This window comes from Pseudobacter sp., assembly GCF_051955275.1.
Lineage (GTDB): Bacteria > Bacteroidota > Bacteroidia > Chitinophagales > Chitinophagaceae > Pseudobacter.
This window is the reverse complement of sequence record NZ_JBQCGW010000173.1, coordinates 1-19,769: the sequence shown is the minus strand read 5'-3', so window position 1 is coordinate 19,769 and position 19,769 is coordinate 1. Positions and strand designations below refer to the sequence as shown.

Genomic DNA, 19,769 nt, shown 5'->3' with positions numbered 1-19,769 from the left:
TAGTCTGGGTACCAGCTCCGGTTATTCCACCAACAACTCTCTGTACTATTCAAAAGGAGATTTCCTCGCGTTCCGTGAAGTGAGCTTCAATTATACACTGAGGCTGCCTGCATTGCGCAAGGCTTATATCAACAGCATCGACATCTTCGCAGGTGTTTACAATATCGGTTATCTCACCACCTACACCGGGCTCATGCCTGAGATCTATATCGGGGCCGATCAGGGTTCATATCCCAGGCCAAGGCAATACAGTCTGGGAGCCAAACTGGGACTTTAACTGATTGTCAAAACTTATCATCGGTTCAATTATGAAAATAAAATTGCTGATTGCCGCCATCATCACTTCATCGCTGATCACGGGTTGTACCAAACAACTGGAAGTGCAGCCGGTCTCTGAGATCACCAACGCCATCTACTGGAAGGCCGAGGGTGATGTTACCGGATATCTCACGGGCATCTACTCTGATTTCCGTGGGCTCATGAACAGTACCTATTTTTTTGAAGACCGTGGCGATGCCTTCATCCCCGGCCTGGAAGGCTCTGCTACAGAGGCTTACGAACAAAACCTCAATAACCTGAATGCACCACTCTGGACCAATCACTACAACCTGGTGCATCATACAAACCTGGTATTGAAATATGGTCCTGGTATCACATTCGGCGACCAGAATAAAAAGAACCGGACGCTCGCCGAAGCACAAACGATGAGGGCTTACCTGTACTTCCTCCTGGTAAAAGCATGGGGTAAGGTGCCGCTGATCCTGGAACCAACAGAGAGTGACAACGTGCCGTTTCCTGCCCGTTCCTCCGAAACGGAAGTACTAACCCTGGTACTGGATGATCTGGAGAAAGCGCTGGCGCTCTTCCCGGATGCCGGTTATCCCAACAAAGGCCGCATCTCCAAAAATGTAGCGCAGGCCATCAAAGCGGATGTGTTGCTCTGGCGCGCTAAAGTTTACAATGGCGGTGATGCTGATCTCACCAATGCGCTCACTGCGGTGGATGCCGCAATGGGTGGACTTTCCCTGCAAACCAATTTCCAGGATGTTTTCGCTACCGATAAAAAGAAGAATGCTGAGATCTCCTGGGCACTGCATTTTCAGCGTGATGAAAGATCCGATCAATACGGCAGCCGCCTGAAGCCCAGGGACATATTTGTGTCAGGTGCTACCAACAAAGACCTCCTGGCCTTTGCAAAGAACGGGGCCAGGAGCGTATATGCTCCCAGTCCGAAGATCGAAGCAGCATTTGCTGCCAACGACAAACGCAAGGCCTGGTCAGTGATCCGTGCACTGGATCTGAACGGAGCCACCATCGGCGTGTTTGATAACAAATTCCGGGGCACGCTGCATACAGACGACCGTTATTATGACAATGATATAGTAATGTATCGCCTTGGCGAACTTCTTCTTACAAAAGCTGAAATACTGGCGGCACTTCGCCGTCCGGAAGAAGCCATCACAGAACTGGAGAAAGTACGGAACCGTGCAGGTACTGGTGTTTACACAGGCTTGAGAACGAAAGAAGTGGTGGAGCGCGAGATCTTCAATGAACGTTTCCGCGAGCTGTTCTTTGAACTGAAACGGTGGAACGATATTGTCCGTTTCCATTACGGAGGCACCATCGATGCCTACACGGAAGTACCGAAGCTGGTTGGAAAAACGATCCCGCTTTTCTTTCCGATCCGGAAAACCCAAATCGACCTCAACCCCAAACTGGAACAAACGGATGGTTACAATAATTGATCCGTTAAAAAACTGAAAGGATGAAACAGACATTCTCTTCCATACTGCAACTCATCAGCTGTTGTCTGATAGCCATCAATATAATTGCCTGTACAGCGAAGGAGAACAATCTGGGACCAGCTGTTACCGCTCCCAGGCCTGGTAATTCGCTGCCTACGGATTCCCTGTACATATTCAAAGAACGCTCGGATGGTTACCGTTGTTATCGCATCCCTGCTATCATCAAAGCAAAGGATGGCACATTGCTGGCTTTCGCGGAAGCGAGGAAGAACGGCTGTGGAGACGAAGGTGATATCGACCTGGTGGTAAAACGTTCCACTGATGGCGGTAAAACCTGGGGGCCACTGATCAAGGTGTGGGACGATGGTGTCAATACCTGCGGCAATCCCGCACCCGTGGTGGATCAGGCCACCGGCCGCATTGTGATGCTGATGACCTGGAATCACGGAGAAGATCATATCAGCGAAATAGGAGATGGAACTTCAATTGATACCCGCAGGGTTTATCTGACTCACTCTGATGATAATGGCGTTACGTGGACGACAGCCACTGAGATCACTGCTACTGTGAAGCGTCCGGAATGGGGCTGGTATGCAACAGGTCCCTGTCATGGTATCCAGATCCAATCCGGTGCACATGCGGGCAGGATGATCATTCCCTGCGATTTCATAGAGAAAAAAGCCAATGGTGGCAGGGGCTATTCCCATGTGGTGATCTCAGATGACAAGGGGGCCACCTGGCGGATCGGTGGCATCAGTCCCAATGACAGGGCCAATGAAAGCACTATTACAGAGCTCTCCGATGGAAAGCTGCAGCTCAATATGCGCGCCTCCGGCGCTACTGCCCGGCTGGTGGCCGTTTCATCGGATGGAGGTGAAACCTTCACAGGTATGAAAACAGATTATGCTTTGGTGGAACCTGTTTGTCAGGGTAGCCTCACCAGCGGGAATGCCAATGGAAATTTCGGAGTGTTCTTTTCAAATCCTGCAAGCACTACCCGTGTGAACATGACCATCAAATGGAGCTCGGATAATGGTAATACCTGGGGGAAATATTACCGGGTACACGCAGGTCCAAGCGCCTACTCTGACCTGGTGATGCTCAGTGGTACGCATATCGGTATCCTGTATGAAGGAGGAACCACCACGCCATACCAGGGTATTGCCTTCAGGCAGGTGGCATTTGATGAATTCATAAAACAATAATGATGTTGAAAAAGATCCTGATACCTTTTCTGATCGCGGCAGTTATTACAGGTTGTAAACATTATTCACAGTTAGGTATAACCGAAGATAATAAACCGGTTCCTGTTTTCCAGCCGGACTCCGTATATGCCAGCATGCGTATTCCCGCGCTGGTGATGAGTAAGAAGGGAACCCTGCTTGCTTTTACGGAAGCGCGTATCGGAACCAGCAGCGACTGGGCGGATATGGACCTGCTCATGCGGCGAAGCACTGATAAAGGGAAGACCTGGGAAGCGCCACAGGTGCTGGCGCCGAGGAGAAAGGGGCAGCCTACCAATAATCCAACACCTATTGTGGGTGAAGATGGCACCATTCATTTGCTTTTTGCCCGCGATTATGCGCGCGCCTTTTATATGCAATCGAAAGATGACGGTCTTACCTGGAGTGAGCCGAAAGATATCACGGATGTGTTCGATCAGTTCAGACCGGAGTATAACTGGAATGTAGTAGCGCCGGGCCCTGGCCATGGCATTCAGTTGAAGAACGGCAGACTGCTGGCGCCGGTATGGCTGGCCAAATCGGCTACCATGCCCAAACGCGTGCATCATCCCAGCTGTGTAGTGACTGTTTACAGTGATGATAATGGCGTCACCTGGAAGCGTGGTGCTCTTGTGGCGGATAGTTCCGAAGAAGTGAAGAACCCCAATGAATCCATGCTTGTACAACTGGATGATGACCGTGTGATGATCATGATGCGTAACCCCGGCAATCCGCACCGGAAGTCTATCAGCTACAGTGAGGACGGAAGCAGCAACTGGAGCAAGCCGGTATACAATCAGGATCTGTTTGAGATCCCCTGCATGGCCAGTATCGTTCGTGTATCTGAAGCAAAGGAGGGAAAAGGAAAGAACAGGATCGTGTTCGTGAATCCTGACAGTGAACATATCGAAAAAACGCCACGCAGGAATCTTACCGCAAAACTGAGTTACGACGAAGGAAAGTCTTTCCCTGTCAAGCGCGTGCTCAATCCCGGTGCATCCGGTTATTCGGATCTGGCGGTGGGAGCGGACGGAACTATCTATTGTCTGTATGAGACCAATAATTCGGCAGGCAAGGATTTCAAATACACCCTGGTGTTGCAACGCTTCAACATCAGCTGGCTCACAAATGGAAAAGACAGTTTTAAGAAATAAAATACACTCGATGAAAACAGAGGGATTAATCGCCGCCACATTCGGCACATTCAAGGAAGATGGATCATTGAACCTTTCGGTAGTACCGGCACTGGTGGATAAACTCATCAGTGAAGGCATCAGCGGGGTTTTTGTGTGCGGCACCAATGGTGAAGGTCCTAACCTCACTGTGGAAGAGCGGATGAAAGTGGCCGAGGCATATATCGCGGCAGCTGACAAGCGGGTCAAAGTGTGGGTGCATGTGGGGCATACCTCCATTGCGGAGAGCCGGAAACTGGCTGCCCATGCGGCTTCAGCGGGGGCGGACGCAATTTCATCGGTTGCTGCCTTTTACTTTAAACCTGCCAATGTGCAGCAACTGGTCAGCAGTATGGCCATGATCGCTGCAGCAGCGCCATCCCTTCCTTTTTATTATTATCACCTGCCTGTACTTACCGGTGTGGCGATGGATATGGTAGAATTCCTCCGGTTGGGAGAAGAAGCTATTCCTAATCTGGCCGGCATCAAATACACAGCCCATACGCAACATGAATTCCAGGCCTGTCTGAATTACAAAGATGGAAAATTCGATGTGCTCTACGGCTATGATGAAATGTTACTCGGTGCTTTAATGGTAGGCGCTAAAGGAGCCATCGGCAGTACCTATACTTTTGCAGCGCCACTGTATCTGCGTATGATGGAGGCTTTCAAGGCAGGCAGGCTGGAAGAGGCGAGGGACCTGCAATTGCAGTCGGTTGAAATGATCCGCCGCTTTGTGAAATATTCGCCGATCCCCGCCCAGCGCGCCATCACAAAAATGTTAGGTTATGATCTCGGCTCATGCAGGTTGCCACTGGTGAGCCTTACAGATAAAGAATACGGGCACCTCAAAGACATGCTGGATGAAATGCAGTTCTTTGAAAAACTCAAAAAATGTTCACTCATCAACCCGCAACCGGCAGTGCACTGATCACTGCCGTAAAACCAAAACGATTACTTGTATGAAACGAATTTTGGTACTGATTGCCATCATTGCAATAGCAGCTTCCTGCAAGAAAGATAAGGACCATTCCATTACGCCTGATTTCACTTCGGATAAACAGGAAGTACTGGCAGGTCAGACGGTCAATTTCTCCGATCTCTCCACCGGTGTTGCTTCCAAATGGAAATGGACCTTCGAGGGAGGTGAACCGGCTACGTCTGAGCTGAGCAGTCCTGCTGTGAAATACGTACAGCCCGGCAAATACGCGGTAACGCTGGAGATCAGCAATGCCTATACTTCTGTGACCTCCAAAAAGGAAGGATTCATTACTGTTGGTTACAATCAGCTGGAGGTTGACTTCACTGCCAGTAAAACCACTGCCTTGCAGGGGGAGAGCATCAGTTTTACCGATAAAACTACAGGCATTCCTACCACATGGGCCTGGACCTTCACGCCTGAAACAGGCACACCCATTACGTCCACGGAGCAGAATCCCACGATCAAATTTGATAACCCGGGTGAGTACACCGTTAAACTGGTGACCACCAATCCTGAATACAGTGGGGAGAAAACAGTATCGAAGATGCTTACCATCATCGATATCACATCCGTGACAGCTGAGTTCACGGCAGATAATACGGCTACCTATGCAGGTGGTAAGATCAAATTTGAAGATAAAACATTGGGTACAGTCACTGGCTGGACCTGGACTTTCGAGGGCGGGTCTCCTGCATCCAGCACAGACCAGCATCCTGAAGTAACCTATGCTGCGCCGGGCAGGTATAAAGTGAAGCTTGTTTCCAACAACAGTTCCAAAAACTCAACACTGGAGCGTGAAGCTTATATCCTTGTAGTTCCGGGGACTGATCTGATTGGCTTCTTCCCGTTCAATAACAATTATGCGGAAGCGGGTCCCGGAAAGGTCAGCGTTACGCAAACCGGAACGGTGGGTTTCACCAATGCAGACAGAAAGGGAGTTACAGGCAATGCCGGGCAATTCAACGGCACCAGCTGGCTCTCCACACCCAGTGCAGGATTCAACCTGGCGGATAAAAATTATTCGATCAGCGTATGGATCAAATCCGGCAGTACCGCGCGGATGATGATCTGGCAGGAGAGTGGTAAGAACGGAAGCGGCGATAACCAGAGCTGGTTGCGCATGAATGATAATGCTACCACGCAATTCCTTCGCTTCAATACAGAGAATCCCGGTTCTGCCATCCTCAGTATGGCCACGGAAGGAAAAGTGAATGATGATGCATGGCATCATATTGTATGTGTGCGGGACGGCCTGGTTACAAAGGTGTATATTGATGGAGTAAAAGTGAAGGAAATGACCACAACTGCCGTGAAAGTAGTTACCGGTGCCGGACAATTGTTCAAGATCGGTGCGCAGGAAGGATTGACTTCCATGAGTAACTATTTCACGGGAATGATCGATGACCTTATCATTTACAAGCGCGCTATGACGGATGCAGAAGTGCAGACCCTGTTCAATTTATAGAAAATACCCTCACGCGGATGAAACAGTTTCTTGTAATCGTATTGATGTTAGGAATGCTGATGAAAACTACCAAAGCGCAGGAGCAGAGCGCATCTTACCTCAACTGGCAGTTACTGCCATCCTTACCCGATAGTTTCGGATTTGCCGGTGCATTTGCCGGCGTGAGCAACAATGTGCTGCTGGTTGCCGGTGGCGCCAATTTCCCGGATGGCGGTGCTCCCTGGACAGGATCCACCAAAGTTTGGTATGATAAAGTGTTTGCACTGGACAAACCCGGCGGGCAATGGAAAGAAGTTGGCAAACTGCCGATGCCGCTGGGGTACGGGGTATCGCTCACCTGGAAGGATGCCATGCTTTGCATCGGCGGAAGCGATGCGGCAGGGCATCACGCAGAAGCCTTCCTGGTCAGATACAATAACGGAAAGATAAGTTCAGAAGCGCTTCCTTCATTGCCACATACACTGGCCAATGGAAGTGGCGTGATGATTGGCAATACTGTATATTTAGCAGGCGGAACGGAAACTCCTTCATCCCATGAAGCATCCAATATCTGCTGGAGTCTTGACCTGTCTGCGCCGAAGGCGCAACAGAAGTGGGTGGCGCAGGATGTTTGTCCAGGCCCTTCAAGGATACTACCGGTAACGGGTACCCTGAATGGTGAGCTGTATGTTTTCAGTGGCGCTCATTTATATAAAGAAGGGGACCAGGTGAAAAGGAAATATCTCAAAGATGCCTGGAAATTTACACCCGGTAAAGGCTGGCAGCAGCTGGCCGATCTACCGGAACCCACTGTGGCAGCGCCAAGCCCGGCATTTGCATCGGGACAATCACACCTGCTCATTGCGGGCGGAGACCATGGAAAACTTGCAGATAAAAATGCAGAACTGAAAGACAGCCATCCCGGTTTTTCGGATATAGTATGGAGTTATAATATCATCACCAATACCTGGGCACAGGCGGATACGGTGCTGACCAGTAAATTAGCTACGGCTGCTACCGATCCCAATCAAAGCACCTGGGCGCCCGTGACCACTCCCGCAGTGGTCTGGAATGGCAGCCTGGTACTGCCCTCGGGCGAAGTGCGGCCGGCCGTGCGGACGCCGAAAGTAATGATGGCAACACCTGTTCATCCTCCCGGTAAATTCAGCTGGATCGACTGGGGAGTAGTAGCTATCTATTTTATGCTGGTGATCGGCATCAGTATTTTCGTGTCGCGTAAAATGGAAAGCAATACCAGTGATTTCTTTCTGGGCGGTGGAAAGATCCCCTGGTGGGCTGCTGGTCTCAGTATCTTCGGTTCCAAGCTGAGTGCGCTGACTTTCATTGCCATCCCTGCAAAAGCTTATGCAACGGATTGGGTATACCTGCTCAATAACCTCATGATCGTGGCGGTTGCGCCGATAGTGGTTTATTTCTATTTACCTTATTTCAGGAAACTCAAACTGACCAGTGTGTACGAGTACCTGCAGGTAAGGTTCAGTCCGGCAGTGAAGATCACCGGCAGTCTCACTTTCATCATATTCCAGATCAGCAGGCTGGGCATTGTGATCTACCTGCCTGCGCTGGTGCTCAGTGCCGTGACCGGCATCAATATATTTGTGTGCATCATCGGCGTAAGTCTGATCACAACAGCCTACAGTGTGGCGGGTGGCATCGAGGCTGTGGTATGGACGGAAGTGATGCAGGTAGGTGTATTACTGGGTGGCGCATTCTGCTGCCTGGTGTTCATCGCCAATTCGCTGGATGGTGGATTCGCTCAGCTTTTCACAGAAGCGGCCGACAACAATAAATTCCGCATGGCCATCCTGGAATCCGATATCACTCAGCCCGTATTATGGGTGGTGCTGGTGGGTGGCTTCCTCACGCAGTTGGTGACCTATTCGTCGGACCAGGTGGTGGTGCAACGTTACCTTACCACGCCATCTGAAAAGGAAGCGAAGAAATCCATATACACCAATGCGGTGCTGGTGATCCCCGCTTCGCTGATCTTCTTCATGGTAGGTACGGCACTCTGGGTTTACTACCGGCATAACCCGGGTTCACTCAATCCGAATGGAAGAGTGGATGATGTGTTCCCCTGGTATATTTCGCAGCAGTTGCCCACCGGTCTGGCCGGACTGGTGATCGCCGGGTTGTTTGCGGCTACCATGAGCACCATCAGCAGCAGCATGAACTCCATTGCCACTGTAGTGACCACCGATTTCTACAAGCACTTCAAACCAACCAGCACCGATAAACAACAATTTAAGTTTGCCCGCTACACAACAGTGGCGCTGGGTGCGCTGGGTTGTCTGATTGCGATCTATATGGTGTTCCTGAACAATACCTCTATCTGGGACCAGTATCTGAAGATCATTGGCCTCTTTGGTGGCTGCCTGGCAGGTATGTTCCTGGCAGGTATCTTCTTCCCGCGCATCAACAGCAAGGGTGTGCTGGCGGGTTTTGTAGTAAGCGCGATAGCACTGTATTTTATCCAGGACGCAGGTGTGGTGAACTTCTTCCTGTATCCTGCAGCGGCAGTATTGCTTTGCGTAGTCACTGCTTATGTGGTGAGTGTAATTTCTCCGGGTAAGGATGCGAAGCCGCTGCGGGCACACTCTAAGTAACCGGTATCAGTCTTCTGTTCACGGGCCGGAAATACCAGGAAGTGATGGTGAGTGCCAGCAGTAACAACGATGGGAAGATATCAGTTATATTTCCTGTCATCACATGTGACAGGATAGCGCCGGACATCACGAAGAAAAAACCAGCATAGGCCCATTCTTTCAATAAGGGGAACTGGGGGATCAGAATGGCCAGTACACCGAGGAGCTTCCAGGCACCGAGGATACTCAGGAAATAATCAGGGTAGCCTAGTTTGGCAGTGAAATCTCCTTCCTGTTTGACCTGGAACAATTGCATACTTCCGGTGGCGGTCATACCTAAGGCGAGCCATACGGTAGCGATCCAGTAAATGATCCTGTTTCTTTTTGTCATGGGTGGTTGTTTTGTTGGGTTACTTATATCTGCTTACAACTCTTTCGAGGTAATTATGTGCGGCGTTCATGCCCTGTGGCATACCGATCTGCATCATCTGATTCCTGTCTTCCACTGAGCGGTAGAGGATATGCATCCTGAGCTTGCTGGTATCTTCGGTGAGTTTTTCAAATTCAAGGAATTCCAGTTGAACACCGTAGGGAACATTGGCCATTTCAAAAGTGCGGGTGATTTTTTCATTGGGAATGAAATCGTGAATCACGCCACTGGCCTGGAAGAGGATATTTCCCTGGTTATCTTTTTTTTCCAGCCCCCAGCTGCCATGTTTTTTGTTTTCCAGTTTCACAACTTTGGATCCCATCCATTGTTCAATGATCTCCGGATCTGTGTAAGCTCTGAAAAGGAGGTCGATGGGCAGGTCGAATTCCCTGGTTACGAGTAATTCCTGTTTGTTGTCTTCTGCGTGAAGTTTCGTTTTCATTTCCATTTGCTGTTATTTTTTTGATTTGTATTTTTTCATGATGTCTTCCAGTTTATTGAAGCGCTCGTCCCATAGTTGCCTGAACGGCTCTATAAAATCCGCGATCTCTTTCATTTTTTTTGCGTTGAGGTGATAATAGATCTCCCTGCCGCTTTGCTCCTGTTCCAGTAATTCACATTCTGTGAGAACGGCCAGGTGTTTGGATACAGTGGGCCTGGCGGTATCGAAATTGGATGCGATAGCGCCTGCTGTCATGGCATTAGTGGCCACCAGCATCAATATGGCCCTGCGGGTGGGGTCGGCAATTGCCTGGAAAACATCTCTGCGTAAGTTCATTGTGAAGCTATTTGGCTACAAATATATGTGTAGCTATCTAGCTACGCAAATTTATTTGAAGATAAATGGCTACATATTTTAAATTGCTATATTTGACTCAATTGCCAATATGCGCTTAAAGGGAGTGGGGGGCCATCATCCAGGCGGGAGTGTTGGAATTGATCGCTACACCTGTCGCGAGGATCATTTTTCGGCTTCATCAAAGTAAAAGATGTATTATATACCCGGATTACCTTGTTTGTATTAACTGTGATCATTGCAAGCCTGCTCTGATTGATTAGAAAGGTCCGGGTATTATAATTATTTTTACGAAAAAGGAATTAACCAATGTCTGTTTCACCGAAGATCGATTTTGATGAACTGTATGAGATAGAAAATATATCTGAAGACCTGCGCTACAGTTATTTCAATTCGAAGCTGGAGAATGGAAAGGATATATCGCTGAGTGTGAAGATCAGTAACCAGTGTCATGCGCTGCTGCCGAACGTGTACAATATCAGTTTCGGTCCACTGAATGCCCGGGGCAAGATAAACGACAAGGCGGAGTTGTCGCATGCCGATTACTCCAGGGTTTTCTCCACCATCCTGTTCTCGGCCTATGCTTATCTCAAGAACAATCCCACGCACTACCTGGGCATCGATGGCTCAGACAATGCCAGGGCCTATTTTTATTACCGGGCTTTACAGCGGAATTTTAACTTTCTGGACAAATATTTCCGGATGTTCGGCGTGAAATACTACGTCCGGATCACCCGTTTTGGAAAGACACAGTACGATAATCCATTTGATTTTGAGGATATTATGCCTTATCCCTTCCGCATCAGGAAAGGGGAGCAGATCTCCCAGGACCATATGTACAACTACTTCATCTTTAACCTGAAACAAAAGGGCGGGAATACACAATAATGGAAAAAAATTGTACATTTGAACTGAACCCATATTTTCCGGTATGAAACAAACAATAGCACGTAAGGTAGCCGCGCTGACCAAGAAGGCGAAGCAAGAGGGAAAGAAAACTGAGCCCAAGGCTGTTATTGCAAATTCCTCCCTTCACCAGGTGATCAAAACCAAGGAACAGGCAGCGTTGTTCATGAAGCTATTGAAAGAAGCCTGATAACTTTTCCATAATATTTTGATTGAAGGGCCCGCTGTCATGGCGGGTTTTTTTGTGAATGAACTTTTATGACCTCGCTGATCATTCTTCTTGTTATTGTGGCCGTGTATGTTTGCGTGAAGCGGGCTTTTCCGGATGATGATAAAGTATGCAGAGATGCATATCCACGTGCTAAAGGAAAGATTGAAGTCAACTCGGTCTTTGATATTGCCACTTTGCTTTATTCACGCGGCGAGCGATTGAGAGGACTGCGGGCCGGGGAGATAGAACATTTGATGCTAACCTTCAACACTCCATTACCATATTGTTATCGTGAATTTCTGCTTCATATGGGAAGAGGAGCAGGTAATTTTATGATTGGGTCATCTGCGTTCATTGATGGTAACCTGGAGATCAGCAATGGGTTCTCTGATATGCTTCCGGTTAACCTGGAAACAAAGCCGGGATCTTAAATTGCCTCGAAACTGAACCCTCCCTGTATCACCACCGTACAGTCTTCCGTATTTCTTATTCCTCCAACCTTTTAATTAATAACCACTTATACATCTGGCATACTCTTAGTTCCTTTTCCCTGGTTCATATTTATTTTCTGATTCCTGAAAATTCCTGAATCTAAACTTAAACCTATGTACTGGAACTTTTTCAAAACTGCCTGGAGGAATATATTGGCCAACCGCACCAGTTCATTCATCAATATCGCAGGATTATCCGTAGGCATGGCCATCGCGATGCTGATCGGGTTATGGATCTGGGAAGAGCTTTCCTATAATAAGTCGTTCAAAAACTATGACAGGATCGCTCAGGTAATGCAAACTGTAACACTCAATGGAAAAGTATCTACCGATAAAGGAAATGTAATGCCGCTGGGGGCTGAACTGCGCGATAAATACAACGAAGATTTTACTTATGTGGTGCTTTCCTCCTGGACGATGAACAGTCTTGTTGCCGCAGGCGACAAAAAGATCAATACGCAGGGAAATTATATGGAAGAGGATGCCCCTGAAATGCTCAGTCTTAAAATGCTGGCGGGCACTCAAAAAGGATTTCTGCGGTCTTCCACTGTGTTGTTATCGGAATCCGTTGCCAGTGCGCTTTTCGGAAAAGAAGATCCGATAGGTAAAACCATTGCCATTGATGGTGGCTCCAACCAGCAGGTTGTAGGAGTGTATGAGGATTTTCCCCCCAACAGTTCCTTCAAAGAAGTGGCATTCATTGCGCCTTTCCGCGACCTGACCAGCTGGGTGGATGGCAATGATAACAACTGGTACAATGAATCATTTCAGGTGTTTGTTCAACTGGCTCCGAAAGCGGATTTTGCCAGCGTTACATCAAAAATAAAAGACGTTAAGCTTGGGCATATAAAAGCACAGACTGCAAAGACCGAAAAACCGCAAATGCTTTTGCATCCCATGAGCAGGTGGCATTTGTATTCTTCGTTTGAGAATGGAGTCAGTACCGGAGGCGATATACAATATGTATGGATGTTTGCCATCATCGGTATTTTCGTGCTGTTGCTGGCCTGTATCAATTTCATGAACCTAAGCACGGCCCGGAGTGAAAAGCGGGCAAAAGAAGTAGGTATCCGGAAAACAGTCGGCTCTATGCGGTCGCAACTGATAAAGCAATTCTTCAGTGAGTCTTTGCTCGTGACCTTGCTGGCTTTCCTCGTATCAATCTTACTGGTGATCATAGCGCTGCCATACTTCAATTCCTTGTCTGGCAAGCAATCCGTTCTTCCTTCCGGAAATTTTTATTTCTGGTTGACAGGCATTGCTTTTACAGTGTCTACAGGCTTTCTGGCAGGTGTATACCCCGCATTGTATCTTTCTTCTTTCAGGCCAATAAAAGTGTTGAAAGGAAGTATCAAAGCAGGCCGTTCTGCTGCTACATCCAGACGAGTGCTGGTAGTTGTGCAGTTTGCAGTTTCCGTGGTACTGATCATCGGCACTGTGGTTGTATTCAGGCAGGTGCATTTCGCTAAATCCAGGCCCGTTGGTTACGCCAGGCAGGGGTTGATCACCATCCTGATGAAGTCTTATGATTATCACAACAATTTCTCAGTAATGAGAAATGAACTGCTTCAAAAAGGAGCAATTCTGGAAATGGCTGAATCCAACACTCCTGTAACTGAAAATAATCATTTCAATAATGGCTATACCTGGGAAGGTATGGACCCTGCTGTCAATGCTAAATTCAACACAGTGAGTGCCACTTCTGAATATGGAAAAACAGTGGGGTTTGAATTTATTGCTGGCAGGGATTTCAATCCGCAGCTTGCTACTGATTCCAATGCCATCATCATCAATGAGGCTGCAGCAAATTATATGGGCTTCAAAAACCCGGTGGGAATGTCCATTCAACAAAATGGAAATTCTTACCAGGTCATCGGGCTGATTAAAAATATGATAATGGAATCTCCGTATGAGCCGGTAAAGCCCACCTTATTCAGCCTGCAATCTGAAATCGGCGGGATTATAAATATCCGGCTTAATCCTGCCAGAACAACTTCCGAGAGCATTGCCGCTATCCAGGCAGCAAGTAAAAAATATGCGCCGCAGGAAGTGTTTGAATACAGGTTTGCGGATGAAGTGTATGGACATAAGTTTGCGGATGAAGAAAGAATAGGGAAGCTGGCTACCTGTTTCTCGATACTTGCCATTTTCATCTCATGCCTTGGTATTTCTGGAATGGCCAGTTTTATGGCGGAACAAAGAGTGAAAGAGATCGGCGTGCGGAAAGTGCTGGGGGCTTCTGTTTACAGTCTCTGGCAGTTACTGTCAAAAGAGTTCGTATTGCTGGTGCTGATCTCGCTTTGTATTGCCATGCCGGCAGCTTATTTCAGTATGAAAACCTGGTTGCAGAATTACCAGTACCAGGCGCCGGTTTCCTGGTGGATCTTTTTATCTGTGGCTACAGGCACGCTGCTGATTACATTGATAACGGTTAGTTTTCAGTCGTTGCGCGCAGCTATTGCAAACCCTGTAAGAAGTTTACGATCTGAATAAGATTCTATTATATCAGCAATGGGATTGGCTTTGTCAATCCCTTATTATATCAACGCCTTGTACAAATCATAATTTTCCCCGTCGAAGCAAACAAATAGCACTTTTTCTACTTTGTCAGTTTTTTCCAGGAACTCTTTTACCGTTGCCACCGCAATCTTTGCGGCCCTGTCTTTCGGAAAATGATAAATTCCCGTGGAGATATTCGGAAATGCAAGTGTCCGTATTCCGTTTTCTACTGCCAGTGTCAAACTGTTTGCATAGCAGTTTGCCAGCAGCGCATCTTCGTTATTTTTTCCTCCATTCCATACTGGCCCAACGGTATGGATCACAAATTTTGACGGCAACCTGCCGGCCGGAGTGATCACGGCTTCTCCGGTTTTGCAACCTCCCTGCCGGCTCCGGATCTTCATGCATTCTTCCAGGATGGCCGGGCCGCCTGCGCGGTGGATGGCGCCGTCCACACCGCCGCCTCCGAGCAGGGAGGAGTTGGCAGCGTTAACAATGGCATCAGTTTCTTGTTTAGTGATGTCGCCCCGGATCAACTGGATCATACGTGTAAATTGGTGTGTAAAGTACAAAAATGCAATTTCCGGATCAAATACCGGAAACGGGGCCTCCTCTTAAAGTGCCGCCAAATCCCCGCTTTAACAGTTTTAACAACATTTTTTTCTATATTTTCGCGGGCCGGGATTATGATACCATTTCATAAATTATCATCATATTTCAATTGCCGTCAGGCTTTCATCCGTTCCCTCATGCTTTCCCTGGGGCTGGTGTTTGTGCTGTTGAGCAGCTTCGTTCCCCGGAATCAGGCTCAAAAAGATACTGAGATCAAAGCCGGATGGCTCACGCCTTCTGCCTCAGCCATGGAAAAACTCTGTGTTTACCAGGATGCGGGGGACCCGAATGCTGATCTCCACCTTTCCGTCAGAAAACAGACAAAGGTCAAATGTGTAAAGAAGTTGTCGCCTACCACGCCGGCTTCAGAAAGACTCAGTGACGCCGACAATCCATCTGCTCATACCATTGCAGGTTTCGATTCTGTAAAAAGGCCTGCCTATTATATTTTCCTCTTCCGGTATACTTTATTCTGATCCTCCATTTCATACGGATGGCTTTCCGTTTACAAACCCCATTCCGGGGCTTCGCTATCCTTTTTGCATCTGCTTTTACCATCTCAAATCAATAGTATGAAATGTCCGAATTGCAATGAGACCCTACTCATGACCGAAAGGAATAATATAGAGATCGATTATTGTCCCGCTTGCCGGGGTATCTGGCTGGATAAAGGGGAACTGGACAAAATGCTGGAATTTGCCGAGCAGAAGTTCAGGTCATCCCAGTCTGAGCAGCAGCCGTTCAATCAGCAGCAACCAAACAATCAGTACCAACAACCGTATTACAAAAACGATAAAGACAATTACAAACACAATCCTCACTATCAGAAGCACCACAAGAAAAAAGGCTTTCTCGGTGATCTTTTTGATTTTGACTAGGCTTTACTAACCATTTTGGATAATTAAAACGAAGAAAAATGCAGTCATTGCTGGAGTTGTTTCATAGCCTCACCAACCCTGAATGGATCATGGCCCACGGTGGCCTTTATATTGTAGTATTCATCATATTCGCGGAAACGGGTCTTTTTGCGGGGTTTTTCCTCCCCGGGGATTCCCTGTTATTCATTACCGGAATGATCATTGCCAATACGGTTAGTCCTGATGTTGCGCCTGTGCTCAACCTGCTTTACTGGCTGGTACTGATCTCTGCTGCGGCCATTATCGGGAATTACGTGGGTTACTGGTTCGGAAAAAGGTCCGGTGAAGTTTTAATGAAACGGAAAGACAGCTGGCTGTTCAAAAAGAAGTATCTTATACAGGCAAAGGAATTCTATGAAAAGAAAGGTGGGGGAGCCATCATGATCGCACGCTTCCTGCCAGTGGTTCGTACTTTTGCACCCATTGTTGCCGGCATGGTGAATATGGATAAGAAGAAATTCTCGCTTTACAATATCCTGGGCGCCGTCATCTGGGCCGGAAGTATTGTTACAGCAGGATTCTGGCTTGGCAAATATGATTGGGTAAAGGAAAACCTGGATAAGATCATCATCGGCATTGTAGTAATCACAACGGCTCCTGTGCTGATCAAAATGATCGCTGGCAGAAAAAAGAAAGATCCCCTTCCTGCCGATCAAATAAACTCTTAAAACATGAGCGAATTTATTATGCCGGATTTTGGAGATCCGGCGATATGGATCAGTTTACTCACTCTGTGTTTCCTCGAGATCGTTCTCGGGATAGACAATATCATTTTTATTTCAATCGTAGCGGGAAAACTTCCTGCGCCGCAACAGCGCAAGGCCCGCAATATCGGTCTGTTGCTGGCGATGGTGTTCCGCGTATTGCTGCTTCTCTGTATCAACTGGATCATCGGCCTCAAAGACCCGGTATTCACCATACCGCAGATAGGAAAGCTTACAGACGGTCCGTTGGGACTGAGCTGGAAAGACCTGATACTGGTGGCAGGCGGTATCTTCCTGATCGTTAAGAGCACCCTGGAGATCCACCATAAACTGGTAAGGAAAGAAGCAGCGGAAGAAAAGAAGAGTGGTGCGAAGGCCGGAACTTCTGTGGCTTCCGTACTGGGACAGATCATCCTGGTGGATGCTGTTTTCTCTTTTGATTCCATCCTCACGGCAGTGGGGCTGGTAGAGAACGTGATCATCATGATCATTGCCGTAATGGTGAGCATTGGTGTAATGATGTTATTTGCAGGACCGGTTACCCGCATCATCAACAGGCAACCTACCCTGCAGATGCTGGCGCTCAGTTTCCTGGTAGTGATCGGGGTAGTGCTGGTGGCCAGCGGCTTCCATCAGGAAGTAAGCAAAGGTATCATCTACTCCTGCCTGGCTTTCTCACTGGGTGTGGAAATACTGAATATCAAACTGAGGGGTAAGGAGAAAAATGTGAAGCTGAATGATTCGGACAGACCGATGATAAATTAGAAATCCGGAAATTTCCATAAATCGAAAGTCCCTGTTTTCAGCAGGGACTTTCGATTTTTTTATGCAGGCACTTTTCTTTCTTCTTCCCTTTCCCAGACGCGGTGCTGTTTGATACCGCTTATGAATTGTTGTGCCAGTTGGTCCTGGTCATCCAGTACTATCACCCCTGCATCCAGCGGGATATCGGCCGTGATCAGTTCCGGGAATTTTCTGCCAAACCTCGTTGTTTTCAGTAATGGCATGGCATCAGGGTCCGCTGCAATCACCTTACAATGGCGATAGGCTTCATCGAGGAAATGCACAGCATCGGCATCGCCCGTTAGATAAGCAACGCTGTTGCCACCTCCTGGTACATACACCGCATCATAAAATACAGAGGCAGTGGTGAGCAGGCTTTTATCGGCCAGTACTGTTTCTTTTCCTTCTCCTTCACCTTCACCGTCGATCAGTCCGAGCCTGGGTGCTATCAATTCAACCACTGCACCTGCTGCTGTAAGGGCATTACGCATACTCTCCACCGAAGCGGCGTTCACGCCATCTGCCACCAGGAATGCGATCTTCCTGGAGAAAATGCTGTCTTTGGCAGTATTGGCCATGCTTAGTGCAGGGGATGCAGGTAATGACGGCTCTTTCATTACAGGCTGAAAATCTTTCGGATCACCATCGGCGGGGATGCTATGATTCAGCGGCTCATTGATATCTGCATCAGAGGGTACGTGCAAGCCCAGGTTGTAGGCCACTTTTGCGGCCAGGCCTTTATCCACTTTAGAGATGATGCGCAGCATACGCTGGCGGATGGCAATGGTTTCCACTTTTCCGAGCTCAAATGAAAAGGCATCAGCCATATGCGCCTGTTCGGGTACTGACTGGCTGTTGTAGAATAGTTTTGCCTGACTGAAGTGATCGAAGAAGCTGGCGCTGCGTTGCCGTACTTTGTGTGCATCGATTTTTTCTGTGTAGGAGGTGAACCCGCCTTCCATCATTTTTGCCTGGTAAGGGCAGCCGCCGCTGAGCGAATTGGGATTGTAGCTGGTGCGGCCCTTGTTGATCTGTTGCCTCATGAATCCGTCGCGCTGGTTATTGTGTACAGGAACGATGGGCCGGTTGATGGGAATTTCGTGAAAATTAGGTCCGCCAAGCCGGATGAGTTGTGTATCCGTGTAGGAGAACAGTCTGCCCTGCAGGAGCGGGTCATTGGTAAAATCGATACCTGGCACTATATGTCCGATATGAAAGGCTACCTGTTCTGTTTCTGCAAAGAAATTATCAGGGTTCCTGTTGAGGGTAAGTTTACCGATGCGTTGAACGGGCACCAGTTCTTCGGGAATCAGCTTGGTGGGATCCAGCAGATCGAAGTCGAATGCATGTTCATCTTTTTCCGGAATGATCTGTACACCGAGTTCATATTCCGGGTACATACCTGCTTCGATGGATTCCCATAAATCACGGCGATGGAAATCCGGATCTTTTCCTGAGATTTTCTGGGCTTCGTCCCACGCCACAGCATGAACGCCCAGTAAAGGTTTCCAGTGGAATTTTACAAAATGGGATTCATTCTGTGCATTCACGAAACGGAAAGTGTGCACACCAAATCCTTCCATCATGCGGTAGCTGCGCGGGATGGCGCGGTCGCTCATCAGCCACATGATCATATGTGTTGATTCGGGCATGAGTGAAATGAAGTCCCAGAATGTATCGTGTGCTGATGCTGCCTGCGGCATTTCGTGGTGCGGTTCCGGTTTAACTGCGTGTACCAGGTCGGGGAATTTGTGTGCATCCTGGATGAAGAATACCGGCATATTATTGCCAACCAGATCGAAATTTCCTTCCTGGGTATAAAACTTTACTGCGAAGCCACGTACATCGCGGGCCAGGTCGGTAGAGCCTCTTGGGCCCTGTACAGTAGAGAAGCGGACGAACACCGGCGTTTGCTGTCCGGGTGTCTGGAGAAAGCCGGCTTTGGTATAGCGGCTCATGGATTCGTACAATTCAAAAACACCGTGTGCTCCTGATCCCCGGGCATGAACGATACGTTCAGGAATGCGTTCATGATCGAAGTGCGTCATCTTTTCGCGGAAGATGAAGTCTTCCAGGAGGGTAGGGCCGCGGTCGCCTGCCTTGAGCGAGTTCTGATCATCATTGATCTTAACTCCATGATTGGTGGTCATCAGCTGACCGGTATTGTCTTCTGTGTGTGGCTGGAGATTTTCTACTTTTTCATTGGTAATGTCCGTTGATTTTGCTTTGCTTTTCTTTGCCATAGGTT

The 19,769-nt window shown here is 48.2% G+C and carries 20 protein-coding genes; 15 read left to right on the top strand and 5 right to left on the bottom strand.

Annotation, left to right across the window (positions count from 1 at the left end):
• The 7 genes from ACTHMC_RS14785 to ACTHMC_RS14755 all read left to right on the top strand — a co-directional run.
• Window positions 1-277, top strand: a 277-nt coding sequence (locus ACTHMC_RS14785) for a hypothetical protein (RefSeq protein ID WP_440414134.1), incomplete at its 5' end; no start/stop codon positions are given.
• 31 nt (window positions 278-308) lie between these two features.
• Window positions 309-1,745, top strand: a complete 1,437-nt coding sequence (locus ACTHMC_RS14780; RefSeq protein WP_440414132.1) for a RagB/SusD family nutrient uptake outer membrane protein — start codon at window positions 309-311, stop codon at window positions 1,743-1,745.
• Between the two features lie 20 nt (window positions 1,746-1,765).
• The gene (locus ACTHMC_RS14775) at window positions 1,766-2,950 is read left to right on the top strand and encodes a sialidase family protein (protein WP_440414130.1); all 1,185 of its coding nucleotides are present in this window, start codon (window positions 1,766-1,768) and stop codon (window positions 2,948-2,950) included.
• 2 nt (window positions 2,951-2,952) lie between these two features.
• Window positions 2,953-4,122 carry a sialidase family protein gene (locus ACTHMC_RS14770; RefSeq protein WP_440414128.1) on the top strand — a complete coding sequence of 390 codons (1,170 nt, stop codon included), beginning with the start codon at window positions 2,953-2,955 and terminating at the stop codon, window positions 4,120-4,122.
• Window positions 4,123-4,132: 10 nt separating this feature from the next.
• Window positions 4,133-5,071 (top strand): dihydrodipicolinate synthase family protein, encoded by a 939-nt coding sequence (locus ACTHMC_RS14765; protein ID WP_440414126.1) that lies wholly within the window; start codon window positions 4,133-4,135, stop codon window positions 5,069-5,071.
• A 31-nt stretch (window positions 5,072-5,102) separates the two neighbouring features.
• Entirely contained in the window at window positions 5,103-6,587 is a 1,485-nt protein-coding gene (locus ACTHMC_RS14760; protein ID WP_440414124.1) for a LamG-like jellyroll fold domain-containing protein, read from the top strand.
• Window positions 6,588-6,604: 17 nt separating this feature from the next.
• Window positions 6,605-9,193, top strand: coding sequence for a sodium:solute symporter family transporter (locus ACTHMC_RS14755; protein WP_440414123.1), 2,589 nt, complete (start codon window positions 6,605-6,607; stop codon window positions 9,191-9,193).
• Here the strand turns inward: ACTHMC_RS14755 and ACTHMC_RS14750 are convergent.
• Genes ACTHMC_RS14750 through ACTHMC_RS14740 form a run of 3 tightly spaced genes read right to left on the bottom strand, consistent with a single transcriptional unit; the run spans window position 9,186 to window position 10,380 of the window.
• Window positions 9,186-9,563 (bottom strand): DoxX family protein, encoded by a 378-nt coding sequence (locus tag ACTHMC_RS14750; protein WP_440414121.1) that lies wholly within the window; start codon window positions 9,561-9,563, stop codon window positions 9,186-9,188. The genes ACTHMC_RS14755 and ACTHMC_RS14750 overlap by 8 nt on opposite strands.
• A 19-nt stretch (window positions 9,564-9,582) precedes the next feature.
• Window positions 9,583-10,044 (bottom strand): SRPBCC domain-containing protein, encoded by a 462-nt coding sequence (locus ACTHMC_RS14745; RefSeq protein ID WP_440414120.1) that lies wholly within the window; start codon window positions 10,042-10,044, stop codon window positions 9,583-9,585.
• Window positions 10,045-10,056: 12 nt separating this feature from the next.
• Complete coding sequence (locus ACTHMC_RS14740; RefSeq protein ID WP_440414118.1) at window positions 10,057-10,380, bottom strand: ArsR/SmtB family transcription factor; 324 nt, start codon at window positions 10,378-10,380, stop codon at window positions 10,057-10,059.
• Window positions 10,381-10,707: 327 nt separating this feature from the next.
• Between ACTHMC_RS14740 and ACTHMC_RS14735 the strand changes: the two genes are divergently transcribed.
• The 4 genes from ACTHMC_RS14735 (at window position 10,708) to ACTHMC_RS14720 (ending at window position 14,499) form a co-directional block, all read left to right on the top strand.
• Window positions 10,708-11,286 (top strand): DUF6934 family protein, encoded by a 579-nt coding sequence (locus tag ACTHMC_RS14735; protein WP_440414116.1) that lies wholly within the window; start codon window positions 10,708-10,710, stop codon window positions 11,284-11,286.
• A 43-nt stretch (window positions 11,287-11,329) separates the two neighbouring features.
• Window positions 11,330-11,494: a hypothetical protein gene (locus ACTHMC_RS14730; RefSeq protein WP_440414115.1), complete on the top strand. Its 165-nt coding sequence runs from the start codon at window positions 11,330-11,332 to the stop codon at window positions 11,492-11,494.
• Between the two features lie 68 nt (window positions 11,495-11,562).
• On the top strand, window positions 11,563-11,946 hold the full coding sequence (locus ACTHMC_RS14725) for a hypothetical protein (RefSeq protein ID WP_440414113.1): 384 nt from the start codon (window positions 11,563-11,565) through the stop codon (window positions 11,944-11,946).
• A gap of 174 nt (window positions 11,947-12,120) precedes the next feature.
• On the top strand, window positions 12,121-14,499 hold the full coding sequence (locus ACTHMC_RS14720; protein ID WP_440414111.1) for an ABC transporter permease: 2,379 nt from the start codon (window positions 12,121-12,123) through the stop codon (window positions 14,497-14,499).
• A 44-nt stretch (window positions 14,500-14,543) separates the two neighbouring features.
• Here the strand turns inward: ACTHMC_RS14720 and ACTHMC_RS14715 are convergent, their stop codons facing one another.
• The gene (locus ACTHMC_RS14715; protein WP_440414109.1) at window positions 14,544-15,050 is read right to left on the bottom strand and encodes an O-acetyl-ADP-ribose deacetylase; all 507 of its coding nucleotides are present in this window, start codon (window positions 15,048-15,050) and stop codon (window positions 14,544-14,546) included.
• A 141-nt stretch (window positions 15,051-15,191) separates the two neighbouring features.
• On the opposite strand from ACTHMC_RS14715, the gene ACTHMC_RS14710 reads away from it, so the two are divergent.
• The 4 genes from ACTHMC_RS14710 (at window position 15,192) to ACTHMC_RS14695 (ending at window position 17,503) form a co-directional block, all read left to right on the top strand.
• The gene (locus ACTHMC_RS14710) at window positions 15,192-15,593 is read left to right on the top strand and encodes a hypothetical protein (protein WP_440414107.1); all 402 of its coding nucleotides are present in this window, start codon (window positions 15,192-15,194) and stop codon (window positions 15,591-15,593) included.
• Between the two features lie 96 nt (window positions 15,594-15,689).
• On the top strand, window positions 15,690-15,995 hold the full coding sequence (locus tag ACTHMC_RS14705; protein WP_440414105.1) for a zf-TFIIB domain-containing protein: 306 nt from the start codon (window positions 15,690-15,692) through the stop codon (window positions 15,993-15,995).
• A 38-nt stretch (window positions 15,996-16,033) separates the two neighbouring features.
• Window positions 16,034-16,702, top strand: a complete 669-nt coding sequence (locus ACTHMC_RS14700; RefSeq protein WP_440414103.1) for a DedA family protein — start codon at window positions 16,034-16,036, stop codon at window positions 16,700-16,702.
• A 3-nt stretch (window positions 16,703-16,705) separates the two neighbouring features.
• Window positions 16,706-17,503, top strand: a complete 798-nt coding sequence (locus ACTHMC_RS14695; RefSeq protein WP_440414101.1) for a TerC family protein — start codon at window positions 16,706-16,708, stop codon at window positions 17,501-17,503.
• A 59-nt stretch (window positions 17,504-17,562) separates the two neighbouring features.
• Here the strand turns inward: ACTHMC_RS14695 and ACTHMC_RS14690 are convergent.
• Window positions 17,563-19,769: catalase (locus tag ACTHMC_RS14690; protein ID WP_440414099.1), on the bottom strand; the 2,207-nt coding region annotated here is incomplete at its 5' end.

What these genes read in the sequence shown, in the direction of transcription:
- ACTHMC_RS14745 (WP_440414120.1), bottom strand. Translation starts at nt 10,044, where the DNA reads ATGAAAACGAAACTTCACGCAGAAGACAACAAACAGGAATTACTCGTA.
- ACTHMC_RS14770 (WP_440414128.1), top strand. Translation starts at nt 2,953, where the DNA reads ATGTTGAAAAAGATCCTGATACCTTTTCTGATCGCGGCAGTTATTACA.
- ACTHMC_RS14775 (WP_440414130.1), top strand. Translation starts at nt 1,766, where the DNA reads ATGAAACAGACATTCTCTTCCATACTGCAACTCATCAGCTGTTGTCTG.
- ACTHMC_RS14730 (WP_440414115.1), top strand. Translation starts at nt 11,330, where the DNA reads ATGAAACAAACAATAGCACGTAAGGTAGCCGCGCTGACCAAGAAGGCG.
- ACTHMC_RS14760 (WP_440414124.1), top strand. Translation starts at nt 5,103, where the DNA reads ATGAAACGAATTTTGGTACTGATTGCCATCATTGCAATAGCAGCTTCC.
- ACTHMC_RS14740 (WP_440414118.1), bottom strand. Translation starts at nt 10,380, where the DNA reads ATGAACTTACGCAGAGATGTTTTCCAGGCAATTGCCGACCCCACCCGC.
- ACTHMC_RS14750 (WP_440414121.1), bottom strand. Translation starts at nt 9,563, where the DNA reads ATGACAAAAAGAAACAGGATCATTTACTGGATCGCTACCGTATGGCTC.
- ACTHMC_RS14715 (WP_440414109.1), bottom strand. Translation starts at nt 15,050, where the DNA reads ATGATCCAGTTGATCCGGGGCGACATCACTAAACAAGAAACTGATGCC.
- ACTHMC_RS14725 (WP_440414113.1), top strand. Translation starts at nt 11,563, where the DNA reads ATGACCTCGCTGATCATTCTTCTTGTTATTGTGGCCGTGTATGTTTGC.
- ACTHMC_RS14700 (WP_440414103.1), top strand. Translation starts at nt 16,034, where the DNA reads ATGCAGTCATTGCTGGAGTTGTTTCATAGCCTCACCAACCCTGAATGG.
- ACTHMC_RS14765 (WP_440414126.1), top strand. Translation starts at nt 4,133, where the DNA reads ATGAAAACAGAGGGATTAATCGCCGCCACATTCGGCACATTCAAGGAA.
- ACTHMC_RS14735 (WP_440414116.1), top strand. Translation starts at nt 10,708, where the DNA reads ATGTCTGTTTCACCGAAGATCGATTTTGATGAACTGTATGAGATAGAA.
- ACTHMC_RS14780 (WP_440414132.1), top strand. Translation starts at nt 309, where the DNA reads ATGAAAATAAAATTGCTGATTGCCGCCATCATCACTTCATCGCTGATC.
- ACTHMC_RS14710 (WP_440414107.1), top strand. Translation starts at nt 15,192, where the DNA reads ATGATACCATTTCATAAATTATCATCATATTTCAATTGCCGTCAGGCT.
- ACTHMC_RS14755 (WP_440414123.1), top strand. Translation starts at nt 6,605, where the DNA reads ATGAAACAGTTTCTTGTAATCGTATTGATGTTAGGAATGCTGATGAAA.
- ACTHMC_RS14695 (WP_440414101.1), top strand. Translation starts at nt 16,706, where the DNA reads ATGAGCGAATTTATTATGCCGGATTTTGGAGATCCGGCGATATGGATC.
- ACTHMC_RS14705 (WP_440414105.1), top strand. Translation starts at nt 15,690, where the DNA reads ATGAAATGTCCGAATTGCAATGAGACCCTACTCATGACCGAAAGGAAT.
- ACTHMC_RS14720 (WP_440414111.1), top strand. Translation starts at nt 12,121, where the DNA reads ATGTACTGGAACTTTTTCAAAACTGCCTGGAGGAATATATTGGCCAAC.